The 24,673-nt window shown below is 57.2% G+C and carries 25 protein-coding genes; 14 read left to right on the top strand and 11 right to left on the bottom strand.

The features are described from left to right. The first annotated feature begins 368 nt into the window (after positions 1-368). From AUP74_RS17005 to AUP74_RS05630, 10 genes are all read left to right on the top strand, one after another. On the top strand, positions 369-614 hold the full coding sequence (locus AUP74_RS17005) for a hypothetical protein (protein WP_083260842.1): 246 nt from the start codon (positions 369-371) through the stop codon (positions 612-614). An 82-nt stretch (positions 615-696) separates the two neighbouring features. Continuing rightward, positions 697-990 carry a hypothetical protein gene (locus AUP74_RS17170; protein WP_145924328.1) on the top strand — a complete coding sequence of 98 codons (294 nt, stop codon included), beginning with the start codon at positions 697-699 and terminating at the stop codon, positions 988-990. A 167-nt stretch (positions 991-1,157) separates the two neighbouring features. Further along, entirely contained in the window at positions 1,158-1,532 is a 375-nt protein-coding gene (locus AUP74_RS05590) for a hypothetical protein (RefSeq protein WP_069946713.1), read from the top strand. A 1,128-nt stretch (positions 1,533-2,660) separates the two neighbouring features. Then, the gene (locus AUP74_RS05605) at positions 2,661-3,002 is read left to right on the top strand and encodes a hypothetical protein (protein WP_069946716.1); all 342 of its coding nucleotides are present in this window, start codon (positions 2,661-2,663) and stop codon (positions 3,000-3,002) included. Positions 3,003-3,210: 208 nt separating this feature from the next. Continuing rightward, positions 3,211-3,513 carry a hypothetical protein gene (locus tag AUP74_RS17175; protein WP_145924329.1) on the top strand — a complete coding sequence of 101 codons (303 nt, stop codon included), beginning with the start codon at positions 3,211-3,213 and terminating at the stop codon, positions 3,511-3,513. A 163-nt stretch (positions 3,514-3,676) separates the two neighbouring features. Continuing rightward, complete coding sequence (locus tag AUP74_RS05610; RefSeq protein WP_069946717.1) at positions 3,677-4,144, top strand: hypothetical protein; 468 nt, start codon at positions 3,677-3,679, stop codon at positions 4,142-4,144. A gap of 807 nt (positions 4,145-4,951) precedes the next feature. After that, entirely contained in the window at positions 4,952-5,689 is a 738-nt protein-coding gene (locus AUP74_RS05615; protein WP_069946718.1) for a type 1 glutamine amidotransferase domain-containing protein, read from the top strand. A gap of 148 nt (positions 5,690-5,837) precedes the next feature. Next, positions 5,838-6,329 carry an arsinothricin resistance N-acetyltransferase ArsN1 family B gene (locus tag AUP74_RS05620; RefSeq protein WP_069946719.1) on the top strand — a complete coding sequence of 164 codons (492 nt, stop codon included), beginning with the start codon at positions 5,838-5,840 and terminating at the stop codon, positions 6,327-6,329. Between the two features lie 91 nt (positions 6,330-6,420). Beyond that, positions 6,421-6,750, top strand: coding sequence for a hypothetical protein (locus AUP74_RS05625; RefSeq protein WP_069946720.1), 330 nt, complete (start codon positions 6,421-6,423; stop codon positions 6,748-6,750). A gap of 75 nt (positions 6,751-6,825) precedes the next feature. Beyond that, entirely contained in the window at positions 6,826-7,524 is a 699-nt protein-coding gene (locus AUP74_RS05630) for a ZIP family metal transporter (protein ID WP_226999903.1), read from the top strand. Positions 7,525-7,551: 27 nt separating this feature from the next. Here the strand turns inward: AUP74_RS05630 and AUP74_RS05635 are convergent, their stop codons facing one another. The 11 genes from AUP74_RS05635 to gshB all read right to left on the bottom strand — a co-directional run bounded on the left by AUP74_RS05635 (position 7,552) and on the right by gshB (position 20,407). Beyond that, entirely contained in the window at positions 7,552-8,142 is a 591-nt protein-coding gene (locus AUP74_RS05635; protein ID WP_069946722.1) for a DUF3833 domain-containing protein, read from the bottom strand. A gap of 146 nt (positions 8,143-8,288) precedes the next feature. After that, complete coding sequence (locus AUP74_RS05640) at positions 8,289-9,869, bottom strand: tetratricopeptide repeat-containing sulfotransferase family protein (protein ID WP_069946723.1); 1,581 nt, start codon at positions 9,867-9,869, stop codon at positions 8,289-8,291. Between the two features lie 121 nt (positions 9,870-9,990). After that, positions 9,991-12,243 (bottom strand): TonB-dependent receptor, encoded by a 2,253-nt coding sequence (locus AUP74_RS05645; protein ID WP_069946724.1) that lies wholly within the window; start codon positions 12,241-12,243, stop codon positions 9,991-9,993. Between the two features lie 596 nt (positions 12,244-12,839). Beyond that, entirely contained in the window at positions 12,840-14,081 is a 1,242-nt protein-coding gene (locus tag AUP74_RS05650; protein ID WP_069946725.1) for a heme biosynthesis HemY N-terminal domain-containing protein, read from the bottom strand. Then, positions 14,078-15,448: a uroporphyrinogen-III C-methyltransferase gene (locus AUP74_RS05655; RefSeq protein ID WP_069946726.1), complete on the bottom strand. Its 1,371-nt coding sequence runs from the start codon at positions 15,446-15,448 to the stop codon at positions 14,078-14,080. Before AUP74_RS05655 ends, AUP74_RS05650 begins: the two co-directional genes overlap by 4 nt. Before the next feature lie 113 nt (positions 15,449-15,561). Further along, positions 15,562-16,338, bottom strand: a complete 777-nt coding sequence (locus tag AUP74_RS05660) for a uroporphyrinogen-III synthase (protein WP_083260845.1) — start codon at positions 16,336-16,338, stop codon at positions 15,562-15,564. Positions 16,339-16,343: 5 nt separating this feature from the next. Beyond that, on the bottom strand, positions 16,344-17,261 hold the full coding sequence (gene hemC, locus AUP74_RS05665; RefSeq protein ID WP_069946727.1) for a hydroxymethylbilane synthase: 918 nt from the start codon (positions 17,259-17,261) through the stop codon (positions 16,344-16,346). Between the two features lie 82 nt (positions 17,262-17,343). Then, entirely contained in the window at positions 17,344-17,766 is a 423-nt protein-coding gene (gene ruvX, locus AUP74_RS05670) for a Holliday junction resolvase RuvX (protein WP_069946728.1), read from the bottom strand. A gap of 92 nt (positions 17,767-17,858) precedes the next feature. Beyond that, complete coding sequence (locus AUP74_RS05675; protein ID WP_069946729.1) at positions 17,859-18,443, bottom strand: YqgE/AlgH family protein; 585 nt, start codon at positions 18,441-18,443, stop codon at positions 17,859-17,861. 34 nt (positions 18,444-18,477) lie between these two features. After that, complete coding sequence (locus tag AUP74_RS05680; RefSeq protein ID WP_069946730.1) at positions 18,478-19,386, bottom strand: energy transducer TonB; 909 nt, start codon at positions 19,384-19,386, stop codon at positions 18,478-18,480. A 64-nt stretch (positions 19,387-19,450) separates the two neighbouring features. Further along, on the bottom strand, positions 19,451-20,407 hold the full coding sequence (gene gshB, locus AUP74_RS05685) for a glutathione synthase (protein ID WP_069946731.1): 957 nt from the start codon (positions 20,405-20,407) through the stop codon (positions 19,451-19,453). Between the two features lie 358 nt (positions 20,408-20,765). Here gshB and pilG point away from each other — a divergent pair, with 358 nt between their 5' ends. From pilG to AUP74_RS05705, 4 genes are all read left to right on the top strand, one after another. Continuing rightward, on the top strand, positions 20,766-21,161 hold the full coding sequence (gene pilG, locus AUP74_RS05690; RefSeq protein WP_067084389.1) for a twitching motility response regulator PilG: 396 nt from the start codon (positions 20,766-20,768) through the stop codon (positions 21,159-21,161). Between the two features lie 260 nt (positions 21,162-21,421). Then, positions 21,422-21,784 carry a twitching motility response regulator PilH gene (gene pilH / locus AUP74_RS05695; RefSeq protein ID WP_067084387.1) on the top strand — a complete coding sequence of 121 codons (363 nt, stop codon included), beginning with the start codon at positions 21,422-21,424 and terminating at the stop codon, positions 21,782-21,784. A gap of 16 nt (positions 21,785-21,800) precedes the next feature. After that, positions 21,801-22,343: a chemotaxis protein CheW gene (locus AUP74_RS05700; protein WP_226999904.1), complete on the top strand. Its 543-nt coding sequence runs from the start codon at positions 21,801-21,803 to the stop codon at positions 22,341-22,343. Positions 22,344-22,509: 166 nt separating this feature from the next. Next, positions 22,510-24,654, top strand: coding sequence for a methyl-accepting chemotaxis protein (locus AUP74_RS05705; protein WP_069946733.1), 2,145 nt, complete (start codon positions 22,510-22,512; stop codon positions 24,652-24,654). Positions 24,655-24,673 lie beyond the last annotated feature (19 nt).

Genomic DNA, 24,673 nt, shown 5'->3' on the forward strand with positions numbered 1-24,673 from the left:
CTGCTGGCGGCGTTATATTTTTCGATGAAAGTTAAGCTTCCTGACACAATTGAAGATTTCTTGCTGCTATGTTGCAGTGTTCTTTGCTTATGGTATTCGCTGTACTCCATCGGTAGAGGCGAGATCTTTATGAAAGTCGAATCCTTTCGTCTTTCAGAAAGCCCACTGGGCTTCATCGTTTCAGTCGCCTTTATAACTGTTCTAGGCTTATGGACCGCGTATCTCGCCTTAACTCAGAATCAGGACGAAGCGAGCTAAAGTCAAAATATAACAAGCGGTTGTAATCGCCGCGATAGACGCGGCTGGGACGGCTTACGCTACGCTCCAGCCGCCCCTAAACCGGGCGTTAAGTGAGTAAAGGAGTACCGATGAAGTCATTTATATTTAATCTGGCCGGACTTCTTGGCTCTTGGCAATTTATTGAGCTTTCTTCTGAAAATTCACTCAATTCAGTCCTTGCACCTATCGTTTTTGGCGGCTTTCTCATATCTAGTATTCTTTGGTTCATTGTTAAATTTGGTGTGAATCAGCGAACCAATGGCGGAGCATATTTTGGGAGAAATGCCGGTAGTCATGGCGGTGACTGCGGAGGTGGGGGGGATGGCGGGTGCTAGCCCCTACTTAACAATCACGGGCAGTGATGCTGCGGCCCTCCGGGCCTCCGCGGGGCGTTATGGCTCGTAAAGGAATTCGAGTATGGAAACTACACCAAATAGAAAATGGATGTATCAGGTTGGGCTTATTTTGCCTATCGTTTCAGCTTGCCTTTTTGTCCTGGCCTTCTTGAGTGGCTCACAATCTGTATTACGGTTGCACCTAGTTTCGTTTGGCTATCTACCCTTTTTGGGGCTGGCTTTAGCAATTTCTTACTTATGTTTTAGCTTTATCGATAAAATTCGATATACCATCTCAGGCTATAGAAACTTGATTGCTGCGTCTCTACTGGTGCTCCTTTATGGGTTATGGTTGTGGGCAGTTTCAAAGTACTGAGTAGCCTCAGCCATAACAAAGCCGGGCAATTTGCTCCGGGCCTGCGGCCCTCTGCGGGACAGCTTACCTTGTGCACGTTTTGCGCCGGTCGCTGTGCTCCCATTTTTGCGCAAAATGCGCACAAGGTAAGCTGCCCCTGCCGGCGGCGTTAGCTATTTGGTCGAACTATGAAATTCATTTCCCGATGGCATGTTATTGTTAAGTACATGCTAAAACACAAAAGAGAGGAAAATTTTTTCCCACTGATGACCTGCTCCTATTGGTTTACGGTGGTCGTTTCAAGCATCATCTATTTAGTATTAGGTAATGCTGATGTGCTGCACCTAAAAAGCGACCTAGTGAGCATTTTTGGTGTCGTGCTCTTCTTCGGTGTAATTTTTATAGTCCATTTATCTATACGGAATATTCAGACGTATGATGAGGCTGAGGTATGGTATAGCTTGCTCAGTAAGAATCAGAAAATTGGCCTTAACGTGGTCGTTGCCAGCTTCATGGCAGTCAGTTTTATTTCGCTACTTACTTGGGCCGTTGTGGAAATGTAGTGAATGCAGCTAACAAAGCCAGGCATTTTGCTCCGGCCCTTCGGGCCTCCGCGGGACAGCTTACCTTGTGCACGTTTTGCGCAGGTCGCTATGCTCACATTTTCGCGCAAAACGCGCACAAGGCAAGCTGCCCCTGCCGCCGGCGTTATGTGTAAATTGAGATGAGAAAAACATACTCGTTAAAAGAAATTGAAATACCGATGGAAATAGCTGAGTTAAACGGGCCGTTCCAAGAGTTCAAACAAGACGTCTCTATTGTCTCTGTAAAATTAAACTCGGGTGAAATTTTCGAGCGTGTAATGCTTCTCTATCCAAATTACGTAATTTCAGTAGCGGAAGAGTCAGAGTTACCTTTTAATCAAAAAGAGGTTTCTGAGGTCCTCCAGTCTCCTCAAAGTCTTCGTAGGCATAAAGATTCAAGCTGGGTATATTGGTACAACCAAAATGACTTTAGTAAAAACACATAACAAGGGCAGGCAAAATCGCCCACAAGAAGCGTGGTCTGGACGCGCAAAAAGCACGCGCCTTTGCTGCCGGCGTTATATCTCAGAGAGAACGTGACTTGTTTGAAATATTTTTTCTCCTGCTGCTGGCATCTCTAGGTTTTTACTCGATCTATATCTTGCTCGTCGGCGAAGTGTATCGAATTGAGCCGGTTGTAATAAAGGATTATGACGGTGAGTTGCTTAGGAGAGTGCGAGTCACCTCATTCGATAAACAGTATTATTCATTGTTAGAAGGCAATAAATTCCCTAATTTTTTGTTCTCTTCGAACTCTCTGCTTTTGAGGTGGGGATGCCCAATATTTAGCCGGGCTGAATTTCAGAATTTGATAGATAGTTTGGACCGGGGTGTATCAAGTACCCACAAAGGACTAAATAAAGTTAATATAAAAACTTATGTTGGCGCACAAAATGGCGAGGCAATAGTTAAGATTTATCACTTACTTGGGTTCTCGCAGGTATTTATTAACAGGGCTGCAATCAACGAAATTAAGTCTGACCTCGTAGAGGGAGAGATATAACAAGCGGCTGTTATCGCCCCTGTGGGGCTGGGACGGCCTTTCCGCCGCTTCGCGGCTCCAAGTCCGGCCCAAAGCCGGGAGTTATGCATTCGAGAGAATCTAGGATGACTAAAAAATTAATAATATTATTTCCGCTAATTGCGGCCATTGCTCTTGCAATATTGTTCAAGCCGCAGCTCAAAGCTATTTTCTCTGACCAGCTGACTCGCTGGGAAATTGACAAAATAAAGGCTTCAAAAGTTGACGTGGGTTGCACCCAGGCAGTATGTGGAGTCAAAGCGATAGAAAGTGAAGTTTCGTTTCAATTTACTTTCAATAATAGAAGTCAGCTTTCCGAGCGAGTTGTATTGTTAAATCGGATTATAGAAGGCTGGCCGTCCACGAAATCGGAGTGTAGCTCGTTCACAAATATTGGTGGTTTAGATGTTTGCTATCTGTGGCAATAAACATCAAGTGAACTCGGTGGTGCGGCATGCATAACAAAGCCAGGCAGTATGCTGCGGGCCTTCGGCCCTCCGCGGGACGGCTTACCTTATGCACGTTTTGCGCACTCGCTTCGCTCCCATATTTGCGTAAAAAGCGCACAAGGTAAGCTGCCCCTGCTGGCGGCGTTATGCTGGCGGCCATCCACTTTTTTGCTAATGAGAAATAAAAATGAAGCCATATTTAAAGATGATTACTATGACTCCGATCTTGATGTTTTTATTTGCATCAATTGTATATGCGCAGACTGATGTGAAGGAATACAAAAAGGGAACAGGGACTTCAATGCTCGTCCCCTCTATTCAGAACGATAAGGATCTTCCAAAGCTGAGTGGATCTGAAAAAAAGCAAATTGATTCCTCGCAGAAGCGCAAAAGAAGTAATGAAAGCGCAAAAGCAAAAGCAAAAGCAAAACCGGCACAAACTTTCACAGGCAGTGGCCCAGCAATGGCAAGGGATAATCCTGATGCTTAGGTTTCTAACTTAGTTTTGAAGCTTCACAGCATAACAAGTTACGGCAGAAAGACGTCTTACTTTGTGCATTTTTTGCGAAGTCTGTGCGCCCATGTTTTTGGGCAAAAACCACGCAAAGTAAGCCGCCGCTGCGGACGGCGTTAGGTTCAAGTAAGGTTCGGACATGGAGCAATGGATCAATCATCTTATCATCAAACCACTGCTCATTATTTCCATTGTGGTCCCGATCGCATATGTAGAAGTCTCAGAAAATGGGCTCACAGTGGAGTCCATTTTCCTGATTGCGATAGTATTGGGCACATGGGTGTCTATCTCACTACTCGAAAAATACATCAAGCATCATGTGCGTTATTACGTGCCTATGAAGAGGCTGGAGGTAGATGTTGTATTAAGAAAGGCCGCAACCTATCTAGGAGTTAGGTATTCTTGCAGCGAGCCTAAAAACAATTCGTTCTCTGGAGTTCTCACTAGTCAAGGATTTACAGAAAAGTGGGTTATCACATCTGAAAATGGAAAGGTACAAGTCTCCGTATCTGGAGACTACCCGTTCCCGATTTCACTTTATAATTGGTGGCGCATTCACAGGGATGTTGCTGAAGAGCTATGGTCACAGGGGATGCGCCGTGCCTAAAAAACTCAAGCACGCGGACCAAATTTCTCATGTGCTACGATTTGCCCGGTGTTGCGCGCGTTGGGCAGCCCAAAGAACTCGGGGATATTCTTAATGACAAACCGGAAGATGGATTTAACCTGTAGCTGCGGGCAGGTAGTGTTGAAGGTTCTCGGTCGTCCAATAGTTAATGCTGAGTGCCTGTGTAACGATTGCCAGACTGCTGGGGAGATTCTGCAATCGTTGCCTGGTGCCCCATCCACTTTGGACAGTAAAGCTGCAACACGCTTTGTGCTTTATCGAAAAGATAGGGTATGGTGCGACAAAGGGCAGACTTACTTATGTGAACATCGGTTGTCGAAGCATTCCAAAACACGTCGTGTGGTCGCTACGTGTTGCAACACGCCAATTTTCCTAGAGTTCACTAGTGGTCATTGGTTGAGCATATACGGTGGCCTCTGGCCTGCGGAGGCCTTACCTGCGCTTGAAATAAGGACGATGACTCGGGATCGGCCCAGCGGCGTCGAACTCCCAGATGACGTGCCCAATCCAAGCACTCACACAATTTCTTTTTTCGCCAAGCTTTTTGGGGCTTGGGCTGCCATGTATTTCCGCACCCCGAAGATTGACTTTGTTAGAGGAGGCTTGAAAAAACCATGATGTCGATTGTTCCGCAGTAGACCCTACCGAGAAAATTGAGCAAGTTTTGATTTCTTGAGTCTGGGTATGTGTGCCGCCCAACAAAGCACTTCAGTCGACGGCTCCGCCGCAGCTGAGCTTCAGCATAATTGCTAACTAGATTATGGTTCTAACAGAAAAAGAAAAACCATGGCAGAAGTTTTAATTCCACTTCCCGATAAGGACTTTGATGTAACCGAGGTGGCTGTTCCTTGGCGATTACTCACAAGCGCGGGGCATCATGTGATTTTTGCGACTGAAAAAGGTACGGGTGCTCCTGTCGCAGATCCGTTGCTACTTACTGGGGTTATTTTCGGGCAGCTTGGTGCTGAAAAGGAGGCAAAAGCATTCTATAGGGAGATGTGTGAAGACAGGGCATTTAACAACCCCCTGTCGTGGTCAAGCCTGAACGTCGACAATTTTGATGCGTTAATTTTGCCCGGCGGGCATGCACCTGGTATGCGCCAATACCTTGATAACTCAAGTCTGCACAAGTTTGTTTCGGATTTCTGGGCTACAAATCGTCCTGTGGGTGCGATTTGTCATGGGGTAGTGGTTCTCGCACGCGCGAAGAGCGGTGATGGGAAATCCATATTGCATGGCAAGAAAACCACGTGTCTTCCCAAGTACATGGAAAGGCTCGCCTATTGTCTGACGTTTTGGAAGCTCGGAAACTATTACCGTACGTACCCTGCTTATGTTGAAGCTGAAGTCCGCGATGCTTTGTCGAGCCCAGGTGACTTCGTACGAGGACCGATCAATCTTGGTAAGCGTGGGACCTCTGCAGACCATAAAGCTGCATTTGTGGTTGAAGATGGTCGCTATGTGTCGGCTCGCTGGCCCGGAGATGCCTATCTGTTTACTGAGCGGTTCATGTCATTGCTGTAACAAGCGGGCGTGAGCTATCTTGCACAAATGAAGAGCAAAATCGAAGGGCGCGATAATAGAAAATAATGACGCCATATTACGACTACTGCGTGGCAAAATCTGACCCTGCTCGGCAAGCCACGAAATCCAGGCAGTTCGCTACCATCCAATGATCCGCATTGCCAACACAGGTGACGTCGTCGCTATCGCCAGAATCTACAACCATTATGTAGAAAATACGGCTGTGACGTTTGAGGTTAATCCGGTTTCCGAAGAAGAAATGGCATCCCGGGTAGCCGAGTGCCAGGGGAGTCGCCTACCCTGGCTAGTGGCAGAGGATCCCAATGGGGTGGTAGGTTATTGCTACGCCACGAAATGGAAAGGGCGTGCGGCCTATCAGTACTCGGTCGAGGCTTCGGTTTATGTGGCGCCATCTTCGCTTGGCAGGGGGTGGGGAACCCGCCTCTATAAGCAGCTATTGGTCGAGCTTAGGCGCCGGGACCTGCATGCAGTCATCTGTGGTATCACATTGCCCAATGAGGCCAGCGTTGCCCTGCATGAGAAGCTTGGCATGGTCAAGGTCGCCCATTTCAAAGAGGTCGGAAGGAAGTTCGATCAGTGGATCGATGTCGGGTATTGGCAATGCCTGCTAACAGACTAAAAAGCTGTGGGCTATTCGCGGGGCGCAGGTAAATCAGGCGTGTGCTTCGCGCACCTGCCATAACCAGGAATTCAGGAAACGGGATGCTCGTATGGAATTTATCATTCTGCTTATCATCATCCTCGCGGTACTGGTGCTGCCGCTGAAGATGGCGGCAGCCATGATGGGAGCGCGTAATACTGGCGCTTTTTACTGTCTTTTCGCGCTGCTGCTGGCAGTTTTCATCCAGCGGATTGTGGGTAGCATGATTCCGGGTGTCACCGAGGAGTGGGGCCTGCTGATCGCTATTCCGCTTGCCGCTATCGCCTATATGCTCGTGCTCGGCACCGGCTTCCTGAAAGCGATCGTGATCGCGCTCGTACAGGGGCTGATTACGATCGGCGCCGTACTCCTTCTGGGTGGCTATTTCGCCAGCATTTAGACTCGCTCGCGGCCTCACATGGGCTATCGCGGCTAATCTTTACTTTCCCGTAATCCCTGCTGGAGCGCTGCATTGGTGACGATCATCGTCATTCTCATCGTCTCTGGAGCGCTTCTTATTGGCGCCCTCTGGGGACTCTGGGGCAGAATCTCGGATTCCACCGAGGGGTTTCTGGTCGCCCTGGCAGGCGGCGCGCTGCTCATTTCAGCGGTACTGGAGCTCATCTATCCCTCCATGGAGGATGGGCGTGTGGGCTGGGTCCTGGTGTCTGTCCTGGCGGGGGCTGTGAGCTTTGCTTTGCTGGATTACCTGGTTAAGGAGAAGTGCGCGGCAGGGCAGGGCGCGGGACTGCTGATGGCCATTACCCTCGACGGCGTTCCGGAAAATCTCGCGCTGGGTGTCTCGCTGATTGGAACTGCACCGATGACGGTGGCGGCTCTATCGTGCTCGATCTTCCTCTCAAACCTTCCGGAAGCAGCTGGCGGTGCCAGGGAGATGCGGGAAGGCAAGCTCAGTCGACGCACTGTACTGCTGCTGTGGACGGCGGCCGCCCTGTTGCTATCCCTGGCTGCACTGGCCGGACATTGGCTGCTGGCCGATATCGACGACGCTATTCTTGCCTATATCCGCTGTTTTGCGGGTGGTGCGGTAGTGGCGTCCCTGGCGATCGAAGTTTTCCCCAAAGCCTTCAGCAAAGACAACTACTGGTCTGGTGTGGCGGCTGCCCTGGGGCTGGTGATTGCACTGTTCCTGCATGCACTCGGGGAAGGGTAGGTGTTGAGGGGCCTGAAAAGGAGGCTCTCACTTGGCATTGCGAGATAATTGTTTTCCCTCTCCCCGGATGATCGTCAGTACAATCTCGCCCACGGGAATACCGAGTTTGCTCAGTTTCGATTCATTGATCAGTACCCGATCGGATATCAGGTACATGCGGTCATCCACATTGATCTCGATGGTGTCGCCTTTGTAGGGGACTTCGAGCACATAGCGGATAAACATGGCGTTGCCGCTGACCTCCACCTCAGCATCCCCCACCACATCCTCGGCACGGCCGATATAGGTCCGCACGCCGGGCGTATCGCTTGCAGTGGGGATGAGCTGCCAGTTTCGGAATTGCACTTCTCCGTCATCAAACAGAAAGCGCTCGGCGAGCAGGCCGACGCCGCCATTCCAGCTTCCCTGCAGGTCCGCGTTGAAGCGCCGGGTGACCGTGCCATTGCGATCTTTGAGTACACCGTGGGCGGTCAGTGGGCCGCGAAAGAATTCCTCCGGCACCATCCGGGGCTGCTTGTCCTGATAGTGCTCAATGCCGGCAGAGCTGCAGGCGACAAGAAAAAGCGCGCACAGTATTAAAAGCAGGCGCCTGGTAGCGATCAGGTGAGTAGTCTGCATGACGATTGGGTTCCAAGCGGAGTTGCAGTTGAGCATACGCCACCGCACCAAATGTGGATCAGGGCGGCACAGGGTGCGCTGCGTACAACCCTAGCCTAACGCAGCCACCGGCGTCTGAATGGCGGCAGGAGGGAATTGGCAGGCAATTACTCAGCCGACACGCCGGCAGCCTCAAGCCGCTGTCGCAGGGGTTGCAGATGGGATGCAAACTGACGCCAGCGGCCCATGGACCGCTGGTGTATTGGCTGGCGCACCTGCGTTGCGCTGGCGGTCGCTGCTGCGCCTGCACTGCGATGGAATTCGAGGCAGGCCGTCTCGAACGGGAGTTCGAGCTGATCCAGCAATGCCCGGGTCTGCTGCTCCTGATCCTGTACCAGTTGATCGTAGTTGACCTCGATCAGGCGATCACCCAGCAGGTTGCGCCAGTGATCCATCAACTCGCGATAGCCGATGTAGTAGTCAGCCAGTTCTTCCAGACTGTAGGAAAAGGGATAGGCATCGGCGAACAGTTGCTTGAACATGGCAAAGCAGCTGTCCATGGGGTTGCGATATACATGGATCAGTCGCGCCTGAGGAAAAGCCTTGGCCAATAAAGGTAGATAGAGAAAGTTGCTGGGCAGTTTATCGGTGAACAGTGGCGCGGAGCCTCTCAGGTAGGCGGTATCCTGTCGATACAGGTCGGCCGCCCGTTGCAAATCCATCGTTACCGCCTGGGCGGCGATATCGGCCCGGAACAGTCCGGGCTGGCGGATGCTGCTCAGGCGCTTTACCGCCAGTGGCCACTGGGCCAGTTCACCGAGGGACTGGACGCGACTGTGACTGGAAACGATCCGCTCCACCAGGGTGCTACCCGACCTGGGCAGGCCGAGGATAAACACGGGGTTAGCGTCCGCGGTATTCTCGGCTGGCGGGGTTTCGGTGAACCAGCGCTGATCAAACCGCCGGCACAGTGTATCGAACAGGGTGCGGTCATCACGGAAGTCATACTGAATACGCTTTCGTTGCAGGCTTGCGGCCTGTGCGCAGTGCGTCCACGCCGCCTCCCAGCACTCGAGATCCTCGTACTCTTTCGCCAGGGCGTAGTGCAGGTAAACTTTTTGCCCGGCATCCTCATTCTCTGTCTTGAGTAGCGATTCCATCACGGTGCAGTGTTCAGAGCACTCGGCCCGGCGCGCCCTGGAAAGTTGCCAGTGACTGCGACCGTGATCAGGATTCTGCTCCAGAACTCGCTGCAGGTTGTCCACCGCTTCCTGTTTCCGGCCGACAAAAAGTTGAATGGCTGCGGCATTGGAGAGGATGGCAATATCGTCTGGTGCCAGGCTTGCGGCACGGCTGATCAGCGGTTCGGCTTTCTCCTGCTTGCCGATATGACTATAAACGGTTGCGAGCACATCCAGAATTTTGGCGTTATCGCGCGCGGGCTCGGTACAGCGATCCGCTTCACGCTCGGCATCGGCGTGTCGCCCGGCCTGAACCAGGCAGCGGGCTTTCTGAACACGGGCATCGAAGCGCGCGGGGTCGATTTTCAGCACGGTATCGAAGGCGCGCAGTGCCATATCAATCTTACCGCCCTCCGCGGCTGCTAGACCCAGGACGAGATGGGCATCGGCCTGCCTGGGGTCGCGCTTCAGAATATCGATGCAGAGCGCCGTTGCAGTTCGCCAGTCTTTGCGGGCAACGGCACTGCGTACTTCACTAAGCTTCCCGCTAATATCCACCGGGCTCATAACAACCTCCGCAAATGACGACCGGATACTTCGCCTCTCATCAATAGAGACTGCATTATACGTGCTGAAATAAAAAAGGCGGGGCATGGCCCCGCCTAACGATCCTGTGAGAGAAGTCGGATCAGAACTCGTAGGACAGGCTGGCACCAATGGTGCGGGGCAGTCCGACATAATGGAACTGTCCGCGTTCGCCGTAACGGCGGGCGCTACGACCGCCAACATAGTAGTACTCGTTGGTGACGTTATCGGCGAACAGTGAGGCGCGCCACTGATCGAGACGGTAGTCCGCGGACAGGTTGAACAGGGTGTAGCTGTCCAGCAGCTCGTTGTCGTTGAAGCTGCCGAGGCTGTTCAGTCGGGTCTGGATCTCGTCCTTGTAGTAAGCATTGCCGCGCAGGGTCAGCTCACCGGTGGGGACCTCAACGGCATAGTCCAGAGCCAGGTTGGCCTGCAGGTTGGGCACGCCCGGGAAGGCATCGCCATCGAAGCCGCCGATTTCCGGTGCATCGCCCTTCAGGCCGTGGTCGTAGTAGGTCACCCAGGCATTGATGCCGAGGTTGTCGGTGACCGCAGCCTGGGTTGCCAGTTCGATACCGTTGATCTGGCCTTTGCGGGCGTTACCGGTGATGTTGATGGCCTGCAATTCAGACTTGGCTGGCACCTGGAGGTCTTTCCAGTCGATGCGGAAAATGGCCCCGTTGAAGATCACCCGACCGTCGGCCAGGGTGGTATGCCAGCCAAGTTCGTAATTCACTGCCGAGTCAGAGGTAAACGCCTTCTCGCTATCGAGCAGCTGGGGACCGATGTTGGTACCACCGCGACGGAAGCCCTCGGCGGCCGTGGCATAGACCATGACATCACTGGTGAAGTTGTAGGCCGCATTCAGCTTGAACACGGTATCGTCGATCTCTGACTTACCGGAATCGCACTCGGGTTCGACGGTGTCACGGGTCCAGTACCAGTAGACCGGCAGCAGGGTGCAGTCGTAGGCGATATCTTCACTTTGCTCGAAATAGCGGGCGCCGACAGTGACTTGCAGTTGCTCGCTGGGGTGGAAGGTGGTTTCGCCGAACAGCGCGCGCTCTTCAAAAGTGCTGCCGCTGTAGGCCCAGTACTCCAGCTCACCGTAACCGGTATCGATACCGGCCCAGTCCTGGTAACCCGGGGTAAACTCGCGGGAGTTACCGGTGCCCTCGTTCTCCTCGTAGTAAACGCCGGCGATCCAGTCCAGCCAGTCAGGGGAGTTGGCGTCGGTGGACAGGAAGCGGGTTTCGTGAACGAAGGCTTCCTCTTCATCCTGTTCCAGTGTGAAGGAAGAGAACTCCGGGAAGTCACAGTAACCCGGCCAGATGTCCACACACAGCAGATCGGTCTGGTCGCGGTTACCCTCACCTTCGTATTGTGCCAGCGAGGTGGTGGAGAAAATCTCGACGGCCTCGGTATTCCAGCCCAGCTCAATATTGAACAGGTCGTCACGGTTGTCCCGGACTTCCTGATAGCGCAGCGGCGAGCTGTACTTGTCACCGGTGTAGGCGAGGTTCACGGCCTGGCGGCCACCAGCCTGCTGGTCCTGCAGGTAGTAGCTGACTTGCGCGTGGAAGTCCTCGGTTGGCTCCCAGCGCAGTGCTGCGCGAACAGAGGTGGTCTCTTCGGTATTCGCGTCCTTCACGACCCGGCTATCATTGCTCACGCCAGGCTCTGTCAGCACATTCACGTAGTCGACAAAGCCAGCATCGTCGATCCGGTTTGCGGAGACGCGCAGGGCCAGAGTTTCAGACAGGGGGAGGTTGAAGATACCGGTCACGTCGCTGGAGAGGCCGTCGCTCTCGCTGTTCTGGTACAGCTCGGTGGATACGGAGCCTTCGACAGCATCGGTGGTCGGCTTGTTGAGGATATAGCGCAGGGTTCCACCCATGGCACCTCGGCCATAGAGAGTGCCCTGCGGGCCGCGCAGTACCTCCACCCGATCGACATCGACCAGCTTGAAGTCGATCAGCAGCGGTGTGTCGTTGACATAGCGGGAGATAATATCGCTACCGCCCTGGTTTTCAGCGGCCTGCAGGCCGCCTACGTTCATACCCCGCAGGGTGACCAGTCCGGTACTGCGGGCACCGGAGTCAATCATCTGCATGCCCGGGATGAACTGGGACATCTTGCTCAGGTCGTCGGCACCGATATTCTGGATGGCCTCACCGGTGACTGCGGTGATGTTGTAGGGGATCTCCTGGATAGATTCGGAGCGGCGGCTGGCTGTTACCACGACTTCTTCCAGCGCCTGGGATTGCTGTCCACCTTCCTGAGCCTGTACGGCAAATGGCACTGTGTGCGCGGCTGCGATCGCGAGTGCGATGAGCTTTTTATTGTGCTTTGTCATAAGGGTACCTTTGACTTCTCGTTGCTTTCTTTAATCGTTAATCGTTGTTGTATTTATGTGCGGGAAATTATGTCCCGGGTAAAACAGCTCCATCGTCTGCCGGGTATGGCCGAGACACGCTGTGGTGTGCTGCAGCAGTTGTATTGCGTAGCAAGAGTTGTGCCACGGGGTATCGCGGCGAAGGATGTAAAATTCGAACAATAAAAGAGACAAAACTGCAACACAGAAACCTGCCTTGGAATCGTTGATCTGCGGAGAAATCAGGCAGGCTGAACTGGAATTGATCGGCCGCCCGCTACCCAATCGTGATAGCGGGGGTTAATTGTTGAACCATTCACTGAGGTGGTAATCGCTTGAGCGGTGGCAGAGCGGGTCGCCCATCGCGATAGTGTTGTGGTACATGCCGGTGTTCTGAAATGGGTTTTCAAAAGTTTTTACTGCAATCCAGAAAAGCGCGCAACAACGCTGTGCTATTCCGCTGGCAGTAGGCGAAGATCGGCAAGTTTTTCCGGGGAATGACAGTTAAGTCAGGTGGTGGGCCCGGCGTGGCGGGCCGCTCTGGAGGGGTAGGCGGTTAACTCGTGTTAACCCGCCTGTCAGCTATAGGCTTCAAGCGCTGGTTTGCCGTCTCCCGGCAGGGGTAGCTCGGGCAGGTCGGCTACGGCCTGCATCAGCCCCTCTTTGTAGAGTTCTGCTGCCTCTTCCTTTTCCCCAAGGGCATAAAGCAGTCGAGCCAGCTCGGCAGTCGTGGCCGGGTCCGAGCGCAGGAGCAGGCTTTTCTCAAACGTCTGCCGCGCCTTGCCCCAGAGTTCGTTGCGCAGGCACAGGCGTCCGATGCAGGTCAGCAGGTCGCCGTTTTCGCCGTATTCCTTCATCCATCCCTCGGCGACCGTGAGTTGCTCGGTGGTGTCGGCCCCGGTCAGGCAGCCATACAGGCGGGCCAGCTCGGGGCGCCACTCGCGGTTCAGTACCCAGCGCAGGTGCTTTTCCGCCTCCTCATCGCGCCCGATATCGTGGAGTAATTCCGCGTAGAGGCTGCGCAATGCCATATTGCGCTGCCAGCGTCCGCTGAGGCTCTGCCAGGTCTCGCCGAGTTTCTCCGGATCCCGGCGGCTCGCTGCATCGCGCAACTGGTGCTGGTAGACCTCGAGTTCCAGTTGTTCCATCTCGTCGTCGGGCATATTGGCGTGCTTCTCAAGCTCCGGTAGCAGGTCACGCAGACGGTTCCAGTCACCGAGACGGTAGTAGGCCTCTTTCAGCAGCTGCAAGACGGCGGGATGCCTGGGCTCTACCTGCTTGGCACGCTCCAGCGAGGCGATGCACTGCTCGTAGTGCTTGTCGAGTAACTGCATCCGCGCCTGGCTAAGGGCTACCGCCAGACGGGTGTCGTCCCCGCTGGCTTCCGCCTTGGCCAGCAGTTCGTTGGCCTCATCCCGGTAACCGAGTTCATAGGCGCTGCGGGCGGCGGCCAGATAGTTGATCAGCGGTGCATCGGAGCGCGGGGCACTCTTCAACAGCTGGCGGCGGGCGCGAGCCCAGTTGCCCTCCATAAATTCCACCAGCCCATTGGTCAGCCGGCGGCGGGCAACCCGTGTGCGGCCGAAGCGGATACGGCTGACGCCGCCCTCTACGCCACGCAGCAGGCTGCGCAGGAGCCAGAAGGTGAGAAAGAGCAGCAGTAAACCCAGGGCGAGGGCTCCGATGGCTACCCAGAGGTTCATTTCAATCCGCTTGCCCCCGACTGCCAGCAGCAGGTAGCCGGGATAGCTGCGGATCATTTCGGCGAGAAAGGCACCGAACAGGAGAAACGCGAGGCCTGAAAATAGAAAACGCTTCATTGAGTTTCCCCTCCTCCTTCACCCGGCTCTACACCCTCCGTCTTGTGCAACCGCTCGATGTAATTGTGCAGGGCGCTCTGGGATCCAGCGAGGCTGGGCAACTCGACTTCGATATCCAGTTCCGAAAGTTCCTCGAGTTCCGCTGCCAGTACTTCGCGCTGGTGGTTGGGGATGCCGTAGTCGAGCAGTAGCTTGCGCGCGCGCTGGAGTGAATCGCGGAACACAGTGCCGTTCTCCCGCAACAGCGCCAGCTCAGCCTGCTCCATATTGAGGCGCAGGCTCTGGCGGAAACGGGCTTCACTCTGTGGCGAGAGCAGCACCGGGTCGATACTGCCATCGCGGATGCGCACGGAATCCTGCATGAATTTCACGAAGTTGTCCCAGCTGCGAGTCATCGGACCCTGTTCGCTGCTTTCGCCTTCTGGGATCAGCTCAGACGTGTCGCGGGTCGCCAGGTCGAACTCGGGCTGGATATCGGTGCGCAGCAGCTGTTCCTCGAGGGCCCGCAGGCGCAGGAAGATGCCCTCGCGGTCGATATTCTCTACCAGCTTGAGCTCGGTAATATCGCGCGCCAGCTGCTGCCGCACCGCATAGAGATCGGGCAGGTCTACCCGTCGCAGGATGTTGTCCACCTCCTCGAGCAGGCCGAGTGCGGCGCGGCTGTCCCGCTCCAGCAGCAATCGCTGGTTGGCCAGGCGGAGAAGATAGTCCGCCTCTGCGAGTTGCCAGTCCTGGCGGCTGACATTGCCCAGTTCGCCGAGGCGGCTCGCCTGAGCGTTCAGGGCTCGCTGCATGCGGGCAATCTGCTGCTGCAGCTGTGCGATCACCTGGTCCTGGCGCTCCACTTCCTGTGCCAGGGCTGCCGCTGCCTGCTCGACCTGCTCCTGACGGGCGGAGGTCACGCTACCCGGTTGTTGTGTGGCAGGAACTTGCCCCTGAACGGGTGGGGTGGGAGAGGTTCGCGCAGGCTCGGTACTCGGTTCGGGTTGTGGGGCGGGCGACTCCTGCTGCGCAGTGGTTGCGGAAGGTGTCGTTTGTGCCCCTGTCTCGCGACTGGTGTCCGGCTGATCAGCACCCGGCAGGCGTGATCGCAGCTCGGCGAAGCCATGCTGAACCTGTGGCCAGTTGAACCAGGCCCAGGCCCCACCACCACCGACAATCAATGCGGCGAGCAGGAGCCACAGCCAGCCCAGCCCCCCTTTGCTTGTCTCCGGCTTAGTCTTCGCGTTTTTCCCGGTCGCCCCCTGTCCGCGATCCTGCTCCGCCTTGGCGAAGTTGCTCTTGGGTTCGGCTTTCTCCGTCACGGTGGGCACGTCCTTGCTGGACGCAGAATTTGTCTCGGGTTTGGCGGATTTCTTATCAGTCATGGCGGCCGCAGACAGGTGGAAAATGTCGTCAAATTATAGCGAGTTGCGACACATGAAAGTCAAAGTGTGGCGCGCATTTAAAAAAATTTACTGAATTGGGCGGAGTAAGTGGCTCACTGGCCCTGCAGGGAGCGCCTGAGAGCCTCGAACATGGCGTCGTCGCCGGCGTTGGTGGCGGCAACCACATGGGCAAAGCCCAGTTCCCGGCCCTGGGCTGCAACCCTGGCGCTGGGGCAGACCAGCAGTGCCCGGCGCAGGGCGTCCCGGCTGCAAGCATCGATGCAATGGGCCAGGTTTTGAAGTGTTTCGCCACTATGGACGGCGATGGCGTCCGGCTGGTGTTGGTATGCCGCCAGTTGGGAAATGGCGGTGTCGGGCAGGCTGCGGTCGTAGAGTTCGCAATAGTCGACCCGGGCGCCCCGCTCCCGCAGGGTCTCGCCAATCAAAGGCCGGCCGCCGCGACCGCGGAAAATCAGCGCCTTCTGCTCGCGGAGATCCTGCAGTGCAGGCAGTGCCAGCAGGGCCTCGGAGTCCATGCTTTCACCGCCGCTCTGGCACTGGACACCCGCTTCTTCCAGTGCGGCTGCAGTGGCCGCGCCGATCGCATAAAAGCGTGTTCCCATGGGCAGTTGCGGCCAGTATGCGTCCAGCCATTCAAAGCCGAAGCGAACGGCGTTGCGGGAGACGAAGATGGCGTGATCGATCTGATCGAAGTCAAGAATCCGCTGTTTGATGGCCTGGCAGCCACTGTCATCGGTGATCGGCACGATATCCAGCATCGGGATGCAGTCCGCCTCAGCCCCGGCGCTGTGCAGCCGGCGGCACCAGCCGGCCGCCTGTGCCGAGGGGCGGGTGACGAGAATGCGCCGGCCCTGCAGCGGTTTCTCCACGTTACTCAGACCGACTGCAGGATCTTGTCCGCGCCGTTGGCGAGCAGCTCGTCGGCGACGGCAAATCCCATCGCTTCGCCGTCGGCGGCGGGGCCGCGTCGTTCGGCGCGGATCATCTCTTTACCGTCCGGGCTGCCCACCAGGCCGCGCAACCAGAGCTCTCCATCCTCCAGCACGGCGAAGCCGCCGATCGGCACCTGGCAGCTACCGTTGAGGCGCCTTACCAGGGCGCGCTCGGCCACCAGCCGGGTACTGGTCTCGGTGTGGTGGAGCGGGCGCAACAGCGCTTCCAGTTCCGGGTCGCGGCGGCTCTCGATGCCGACAGCGCCCTGACCGCCGGCCGGCAGCAAGATCTCGGGGGCGAGGAAATCACGGATGCGATCGCGCATTTCCAGCCGCAGCAGGCCGGCGGCAGCGAGAATAATGGCGTCAAATTCACCGGCGTCCAGTTTGGCGAGCCGGGTGTTCACATTGCCGCGCAGGAATTTGACTTCCAGGTCCGGACGCCGGGCCAGCAGCTGGCACTGGCGACGGAGGCTCGAGGTCCCGACGACGGCGCCCTCCGGTAGCGCATCGATACCGGAGAAGTGATTGCTCACAAAGGCGTCGCGCGGGTCCTCGCGCTCACAGATCACCGGCAGGTGCAGTCCTTCGGGAAACTCCATCGGCACATCCTTCATCGAGTGCACGGCGATATCCGCGCGCCCATCCAGCATGGCCTTTTCCAGTTCCTTCACAAAAAGCCCCTTGCCGCCGACCTTGGCCAGCGGGATGTCCAGTAGCTGGTCGCCGCGGCTGGTGAGGGGAAGGAGTTCCACGGTGAGATCGGGGTGGTGTCTCTCCAGCTCGGCGCGGACAAATTCGGCCTGCCAGAGTGCCAGGGCGCTCTCACGGGTGGCGATGCGGATTCGGGAGATGGGCATGCTGATCTATCGTTCGCTTGGGAAATGGCCGGCAATTCTAACAGAGACACCCAGTCGGTGTGGTCGCTTGTGGTAGCAGGGATCAGCCCGTGCGGGCCCGCAACCAGTCCTCGAGGATGATGCGCGCCGCAATGGAGTCCACCGGATCCTGGGCGTAGTTACCCCGGTGCCCGCGCTCGAAAGCTTCCTCCTTGGCGGCGCGGGTGCTGAGGCGCTCGTCCGCGAATTCCACCGGCAGCCCGGTGCGTCCATGAAGGCGGTTACCGAACTTTCGCGCCCGCTGGCTGAGTTCGCTCTCAGTGCCGTCCATGTTCAGCGGCAAGCCGACCAGCAGCAACTTGGGTTGCCACTCGTCGATGAGGCGCTGCACCTGCGCCCAGTCGGGCTGCCCGTCCTTGGCTGGCAGCGGGGGCAGTTCCCTGGCACTGGCAGTCAGGGTCTGGCCGTAGGCGGTGCCGATAGAGCGGGTACCGTAATCAAAGGCGAGGACGGTGAGCGGTTTCATGCTGGATAACGTCAGGTGGAGCGTTTATCGGTCGTCGTGGAGCCTGTTGAGTGACTCGCAAACAGGCGCCGCGACGAGATTATCGACGCCGGTCAGGCGTGCCCGGCCTGGGAGCCGATACCGCCCAAGTCGATGCCATGGCGAGCGGCAGCCGCTTGCCAGCGCTTCTCGGTGGGGGTGGCAAACAGGATTTCGGGCTCCGCCGGCAGCGTCAGCCAGGCGTTCTCCAGCAGTTCCTGCTCCAGCTGGCCGCCCTCCCAGCCAGCGTAGCCGAGTGCTACCAGCACATCATCCGGCCCGCGGCCGCCGGCGAGTGATTCGAGAATATCCTTGGAGGCGGTGAGGCTGATGTCTTCACTGACCTCGACGGTGGAGTCGAACTTCATCCCGGTGCCGTGCAGCACAAAGCCCTGCTCCGGGGATAGCGGACCGCCCAGCAGCACCGGCTCCTCGCCCCGCTGGCTGCGGTCGTCGAGAGAGAGCTGGCGGAAGACCTCGTGCCACTGCACCTTGCTGGGCACATTGACCACGATTGCCATGGCGCCTTCCGGGTTGTGTTCACACACAAAGGCGATGGTGTGCTTGAAGCGCGAATCCTCCATGCCGGGCATGGCCAGCAGAAACTGGCCGCGCAGGCTGTTGTGGGTGAGGTCGCTGTCGATATTTTGGCTGTGCATAGATTCAGTCTAGTGCGGACATGGGCGGAGCAGTTCAACCGCGCGGCGTACCGCTGCCTGCGGCAGTGGAAAAGCCGGTCATTTCAAAGCGCCAGGTACGAATGATCTCGAGGCGGTCGGCCTCCTTGCGGATCTCAGCCGGAAACGGTGCGAACGGCGCCGACAGGCGCACGATCTGCTGGGCGGCATCGTCCAGCACCTTCTCGCCGGAGGACTCCAGAATGCGCACCTCTTCCACGGCGCCGGTGGGAAGCAGGCGAACCATCATCCGCAGGCTGCCGGTGATCTGGCGTTGCAGGGCCTCTTGCGGGAAGTTGTCATTGCCGACGGCTTCCACTTTCTGGCGCCACGCGTGCAGGTATTCGGCATCGGCTGAGGCCCGGGTGGCGACCGAGGTGAGGCGCCGGACGCGGGGGCGCTGGGCAATTGTCTGGCGAATCTTGTCCAGCCGCGCCTGCAGGCTGGCGATCTCCGGATTGGAGAGAGGCAGGTCGTTGGGCGCGTTGCCTTCCTGTTCTTCGGAGGGTTTGTCTTCTGCAGGCAGTTCCGGTGCCTGCTGGGGACTGTCACCAATGGTGGTGACCAGCTGGCGACGCTGCTCCGCGGGGCGCGCGGCCTGCTGCTGCGGCAGGGGGTTGACCTCGCGGATCGCAGTGTCGGCGATTTCAGCGCGCCGGTTGCTGGAGAGCTCGCGCGGATCTTCCGCCGTGCCGCTGGCTTCCTGGTTGTGCTGGGCGAGGTAGTCGGCGTCCTCCGGCGCTGCGGAGGTATGGTGTTGCGCCAGGGTGACCTCCAGGGTGGGCGGTGCCTGGCGTCCCTCGGGCGCAGTAAAAGCCACACCGAAGATCAGCAGTGCGTGGAAAGCGCCAGCAAGAAAGAGTGCAAACACGAAACGATCGTGCTGGGCAGCATGAAGCTGGTTCGGGGTGGCGGTGGAATTCATTATTGGTTTTTGGTTACTGCTGGTTTTACCGCGATAGGTCCGCTCAGCGGATCAGACCACGAGTTTACCCTTTTTGCTTCAGCCGGTCTGTGATTGCGCTCATGAGCAGGCCTCCGATATCCGTGCCGTAAGCTGCATCGATTTCGCGCACACAGGTGGGGCTGGTGACGTTGATTTCCGTCAGATAGTCGCCGATGACGTCCAGGCCGACGAACAACAGGCCCTTTTCTTTCAGGGTGGGCGCTACCTGTTCGACAATCCAGCGATCCTTGTCGCTCAGTGGGCGTGCCTCGCCCCGACCGCCCGCTGCCAGGTTGCCCCGGGTTTCCCCGGCTTCGGGAATCCGGGCCAGGCAGTAGGGCACGGCCTCGCCATCCACGACCAGGATGCGCTTGTCGCCGTCTTTGATCTCCGGAATATACCGCTGGCCCATGATCTGCTTGTGGCCATTGGCTGTCAGCATCTCCAGGATTGCTCCCAGGTTGGAGCCGTCGGGTTTGCAGTGGAAGACCCCGCTACCGCCCATGCCATCCAGGGGCTTGAAGATCACGTCTTTGTGGCTGGCGTGGAAGGCGCGCAGTCTCGCCATGTCCTTGCTGACAATCAGTGGCGGGCAGCATTGCGGAAAGCGCGTGGCAAAAATTTTCTCGTTGCAGTCCCGCAGGGACTGGGGTTTGTTGACCACCAGCGTTCCCTCGAGCTCTGCGGCTTCAAGGATATAGGTGGAGTAGACGTATTCGTTGTCGAAAGGGGGATCCACGCGCATGAGCATGGTGTCCAGCTCCCCCAGCGGCATGGGGTTGGAGTCGCCGAGCGCGAACCAGCACTCCGGGTCGTCAAATACCTGCAGCGGGCGGCCGATGCCCATCGCCCGGCCGCCGTCGAGGTACAAGTCCGACTGCTCGAAATAAAAGAGGGTGAAGCCGGCGCGCTGGGCCGCCTGCAGCAGGGCAAGCGTTGTGTCTTTTTTGAAGCTGATATTGGCGATGGGGTCCATCACCACGCCGAGGGTATGGCTCATAGTGGGTTCCGTGCAGGCTAAAAAATCGACAGGCGGCAGAGCCGGGTCCGGATAAGGTAAGAGTTGGCCGCCAGCGGCGCAACCGTTTGGCGCACCCATAAGCGGTTACGTTGGCGAGAAAGCAACTCGCTTGCGGGAAGCCACCCGCTTGGCAGGTAGATTCACCGTGGGTTCTGTGATAAAAGTTGCCACTGTTGTGCGACCTTGGCGAAGGTGTCCGCTGTACGCTTGGTGGACAGTCGCTTGCGATATCCTGTCGGCGAGGCGCCCAGACCCCGAGCGTGGTAAACAATATAGGGTCCGCGAGAGTTGCGGACGCGGGGCCCGAAAATAAGTAATCAGGGGATTCAAGAACACTATGGAGCTCAACTGGGAAAGCCTGACGGTAATGGTGATCGACGATAGCAAGACGATTCGCCGCACCGCTGAAACCCTGCTGCAAAAAGCCGGATGTACCGTTGTCACTGCTACGGACGGTTTTGATGCTCTGGCAAAAATCGCAGACTCGCGCCCCGATATCATCTTTGTGGATATCATGATGCCGCGACTCGATGGCTATCAGACCTGTGCCCTGATCAAGAACAACAGCGAGTTCCGTTCCACGCCTGTCGTGATGTTGTCGAGCAAGGACGGTCTTTTTGATAAGGCGAAGGGGCGAGTTGTTGGGTGTGATCAGTATCTGACCAAACCTTTCAGTAAAAGCGAGTTGCTTGGGGCCATTTCGGCTCACGCCAAGCCGCATCACGCAGCCTGATATCGCTTCGGTATCAGTTGCGGTAAGGACCTGTCTGCCAGTTGTGGCGTAGAATGGGTCCGCAGGTCCTGAGCGCAAATGGATGCGCGGGGCCGCTCCGGCGATGACTTTCGGGCTCGCCGGCTTGATAAGAAGAAAGAGAAAAGAAGAAAGTGCGGGCAGTTGGCCCTGGTTGATGGGGATCCAGGCCTGCAGATAACGACAACACAAACCGCCGCACTCTCAACGGTGTCGCGGGCCATCAATGTTGCGGGGAACCAATGGCACGAGTACTCATTGTCGACGACTCTCCTACCGAAACTCACAAGCTCACCACCATCCTGGAAAAAAACGGCCATGCAGTGATCGCCGCGACCAACGGGGAGAATGGTGTAGATGTGGCGCGCCAGCAGCGGCCGGACGTCATCCTGATGGATATCGTCATGCCGGGGCTGAATGGCTTTCAGGCCACCCGCCAGTTGAGCAAGGATGGGAATACCAACGGTATACCGATCATCATCGTGACCACCAAGGACCAGGATACCGACCGCGTCTGGGGTATGCGTCAGGGGGCGCGGGCCTACCTGACCAAGCCGGTGGACGAAGGAAAGCTGCTCGGAACCATCGAGGAGGTGTTGGCCTAGGCCAGCCGCATTATCTGTGCAGTCAAAGAAGACTCCCTATCTAGCGCTGGTCGAAATGGCCAGCCGTGCCAAGGCGCAGGCTGCGGGCCTGCCCGGTCGCCAGGAGGTTAAGCCCTACTGGAGTGGTATTGGCTTTTCTCTTCTCGGGCACAAGTTCGTTGCGCCAATGGACGATGTTGCGGAATTGCTCGAAGTGCCCCAGCACACGTTTATTCCGGGTGTGGAACCCTGGGTGCGTGGCGTCGCCAATGTGCGGGGTCGCCTGCTGCCGCTATTCGACCTGGCGGCCTTCTTCGGTGGTCATCTGCGGGGGACGCGCCAGCAACGCCGTGTGCTCGTGATCGAGCGCGGCAAGGTCTACGCCGGCCTGATCGTCGATGAGTTGCACGGCATGCAGCACCTCGCGCTCGAGTATGCTGATCACGCGCCGGGCGATCTGATGGAGCCCTTCGCACCGATGGTCAACGGACAGTTCAAATTGCAGCAGGACCGCTGGCTGGTTTTTGATATTCCCGCGCTGCTCAATGATTTTCAGTTTATGGACGTCGCAGTTCACTGACGGCGTCATTCCCGGTTGCTCCCGCCGGGTTTCTATCAAGGGAGAGCAGGTGTCAAATGTCTGCAGCTCAAGAGGCGGCGACTGAGGCTCTCTGCATCGAATGCGTTAAACACAAAGTGGTGACAAAAAGAATTGGCCTGAGCAACAGGTCCGCCAGGAGTAAACTATGAAAACAGGCTCCCAGAGTTCCTTCTCCGCGCTGCGCAGTAACCCTGCCGCGTTGTTTATGGGTCTGCTGGTACTCGCCACGCTGGCGGGACTGATCGTCAGTATCTACCTGGTGCAGACCCGGGGTGACCGAGATAAAGATTACCTGCAGCAAGTGGCGGAACTCCGCGCACTTTCCTACCAGGTCGTGTCCTACGCACCGGCGGCTACCGCGGGTGACGAACAGGCCTTTGCTGAGCTGGAGCAGGTAGTGCGGCAGATGAACACCACCTGGAACGAACTGCAGCAGGCCGATGAGAGCACGCGTGAGGCGCTACAGGCGGAACTGGCAAACTACAACCAGATCTGGCGTCAGGTGCGTGAGCAGGCCGACACCATTATCGGCAACAAAGACTCGATCATCTTCCTGAACGACGTGGCGAGTACGCTGAATGACTCGCTGCCGGAGCTTCAGGCCGAGCACAACAACATCGTGGAGATCCTGCTGGCCAACAACGCTCCGGCCAACCAGGTTGAGCAGGCACAGCTGCAGGTGTGGCGCGCCGAGCGAATCGGCCGGAACATCGACAAGATGCTTCAGGGTGGCGACGACGCCGAAGATGCTGCCGACCAGTTCAATACCGATGCCAGCCTCTTCGGTAAAGTGGTTGAAGGCATGAAGAGCGGTGATGTGGTGATGGGGATCTCCCGCGTGACCGACGGAGAGGCCCGTCAGTCGCTGGAAGAGATTACCGAGCTGTTCGAATTCGTAAGCTCCTCGGTGCGTGAAATCTTCGAAGCTACCCCGGCCCTGTTCGCTACCCGCCAGGCCGCGGACGGTATCATTGCCGCGTCCCCCGAATTGCTGGAAGCACTCAGCACACTGAACGACCGCATCGTGAGCCTGTCCAGTGAGCGCCAGCCAAATAACCAGACCATCGCAATCATTGCGGCGGTGTTCGTCCTGCTGATCTTCGGCATGATGATTGCGGCCTTCTCCGGTACCCGCCGCAGTCTGCGCGAAGAGTCCGAGACCAACGAGCGCAACCAGCAGGCCATTATGCAGCTGCTGGATGAGCTGGCGGACCTCGCGGATGGTGACTTGACCACCTCCGCCACGGTGACCGAGGCCTTTACCGGCGCGATCGCGGACTCCATCAACTACACCATTGACCAGCTGCGCGTGCTGGTATCGCGAATCAACAACGCGGCTCAGGAAGTATCCACCCTGTCCCAGGAAACCCAGCAGACCGCTCTGCACCTGGCTGAGGCCTCCGAGCACCAGGCGCAGGAGATTGCCGGCGCTTCCGCAGCCGTTAACGAGATGGCCGTGACCATTGACCAGGTATCGGCGAACGCCGCTGAATCTGCCCAGGTTGCGGAGCGCTCGGTACAGATCGCGAGCAACGGCGCCAAGGTAGTACAGAACACCATCAAGGGCATGGATACTATCCGTGAGCAGATCCAGGACACCTCCAAGCGGATCAAGCGCCTGGGTGAGTCGTCCCAGGAGATTGGCGATATCGTAAGCCTGATTAACGACATTGCCGACCAGACCAACATTCTGGCCTTGAACGCCGCCATCCAGGCCAGCATGGCCGGTGACGCCGGCCGCGGCTTCGCGGTGGTTGCGGACGAAGTACAGCGCCTTGCGGAACGCTCTGCGGCTGCTACCAAGCAGATCGAGGGCCTGGTAAAAGCGATTCAGTCGGATACGAACGAAGCCGTGGTCTCAATGGAGCAGACCACCACCGAAGTGGTCCGCGGTGCGCGCCTGGCGCAGGATGCGGGTGTTGCCCTGGAAGAGATTGAAGGCGTATCCACCAACCTGGCCGCCTTGATTCAGAACATCTCTAATGCGGCGCGCCAGCAGGCATCTTCTGCTGGTCACATTTCCAATACGATGAACGTGATTCAGGAAATTACCTCGCAGACTTCTGCCGGTACTCAGGCTACCGCACAGTCCATTGGTAATCTGGCGGAAACCGCTAACGCACTGCGTGAATCCGTCGCCGGCTTCAAACTGCCGAGTGAGGATACCGGCGCAGAGAGCAGTGATCTGTACGATGTCGAGCTGCCGGATATGGGTGAGGACGAGTTCCCGATGCTTGAGGGGGATTCCGCCGAAGCCGAGCATGGTCGCGAAGAGCGGGCGTTGGCCTGATCAGGTCGAGACTGTGAGG

Origin of the sequence: Microbulbifer aggregans, assembly GCF_001750105.1 — a bacterium.
Classification (GTDB): Bacteria; Pseudomonadota; Gammaproteobacteria; order Pseudomonadales; family Cellvibrionaceae; genus Microbulbifer; species Microbulbifer aggregans.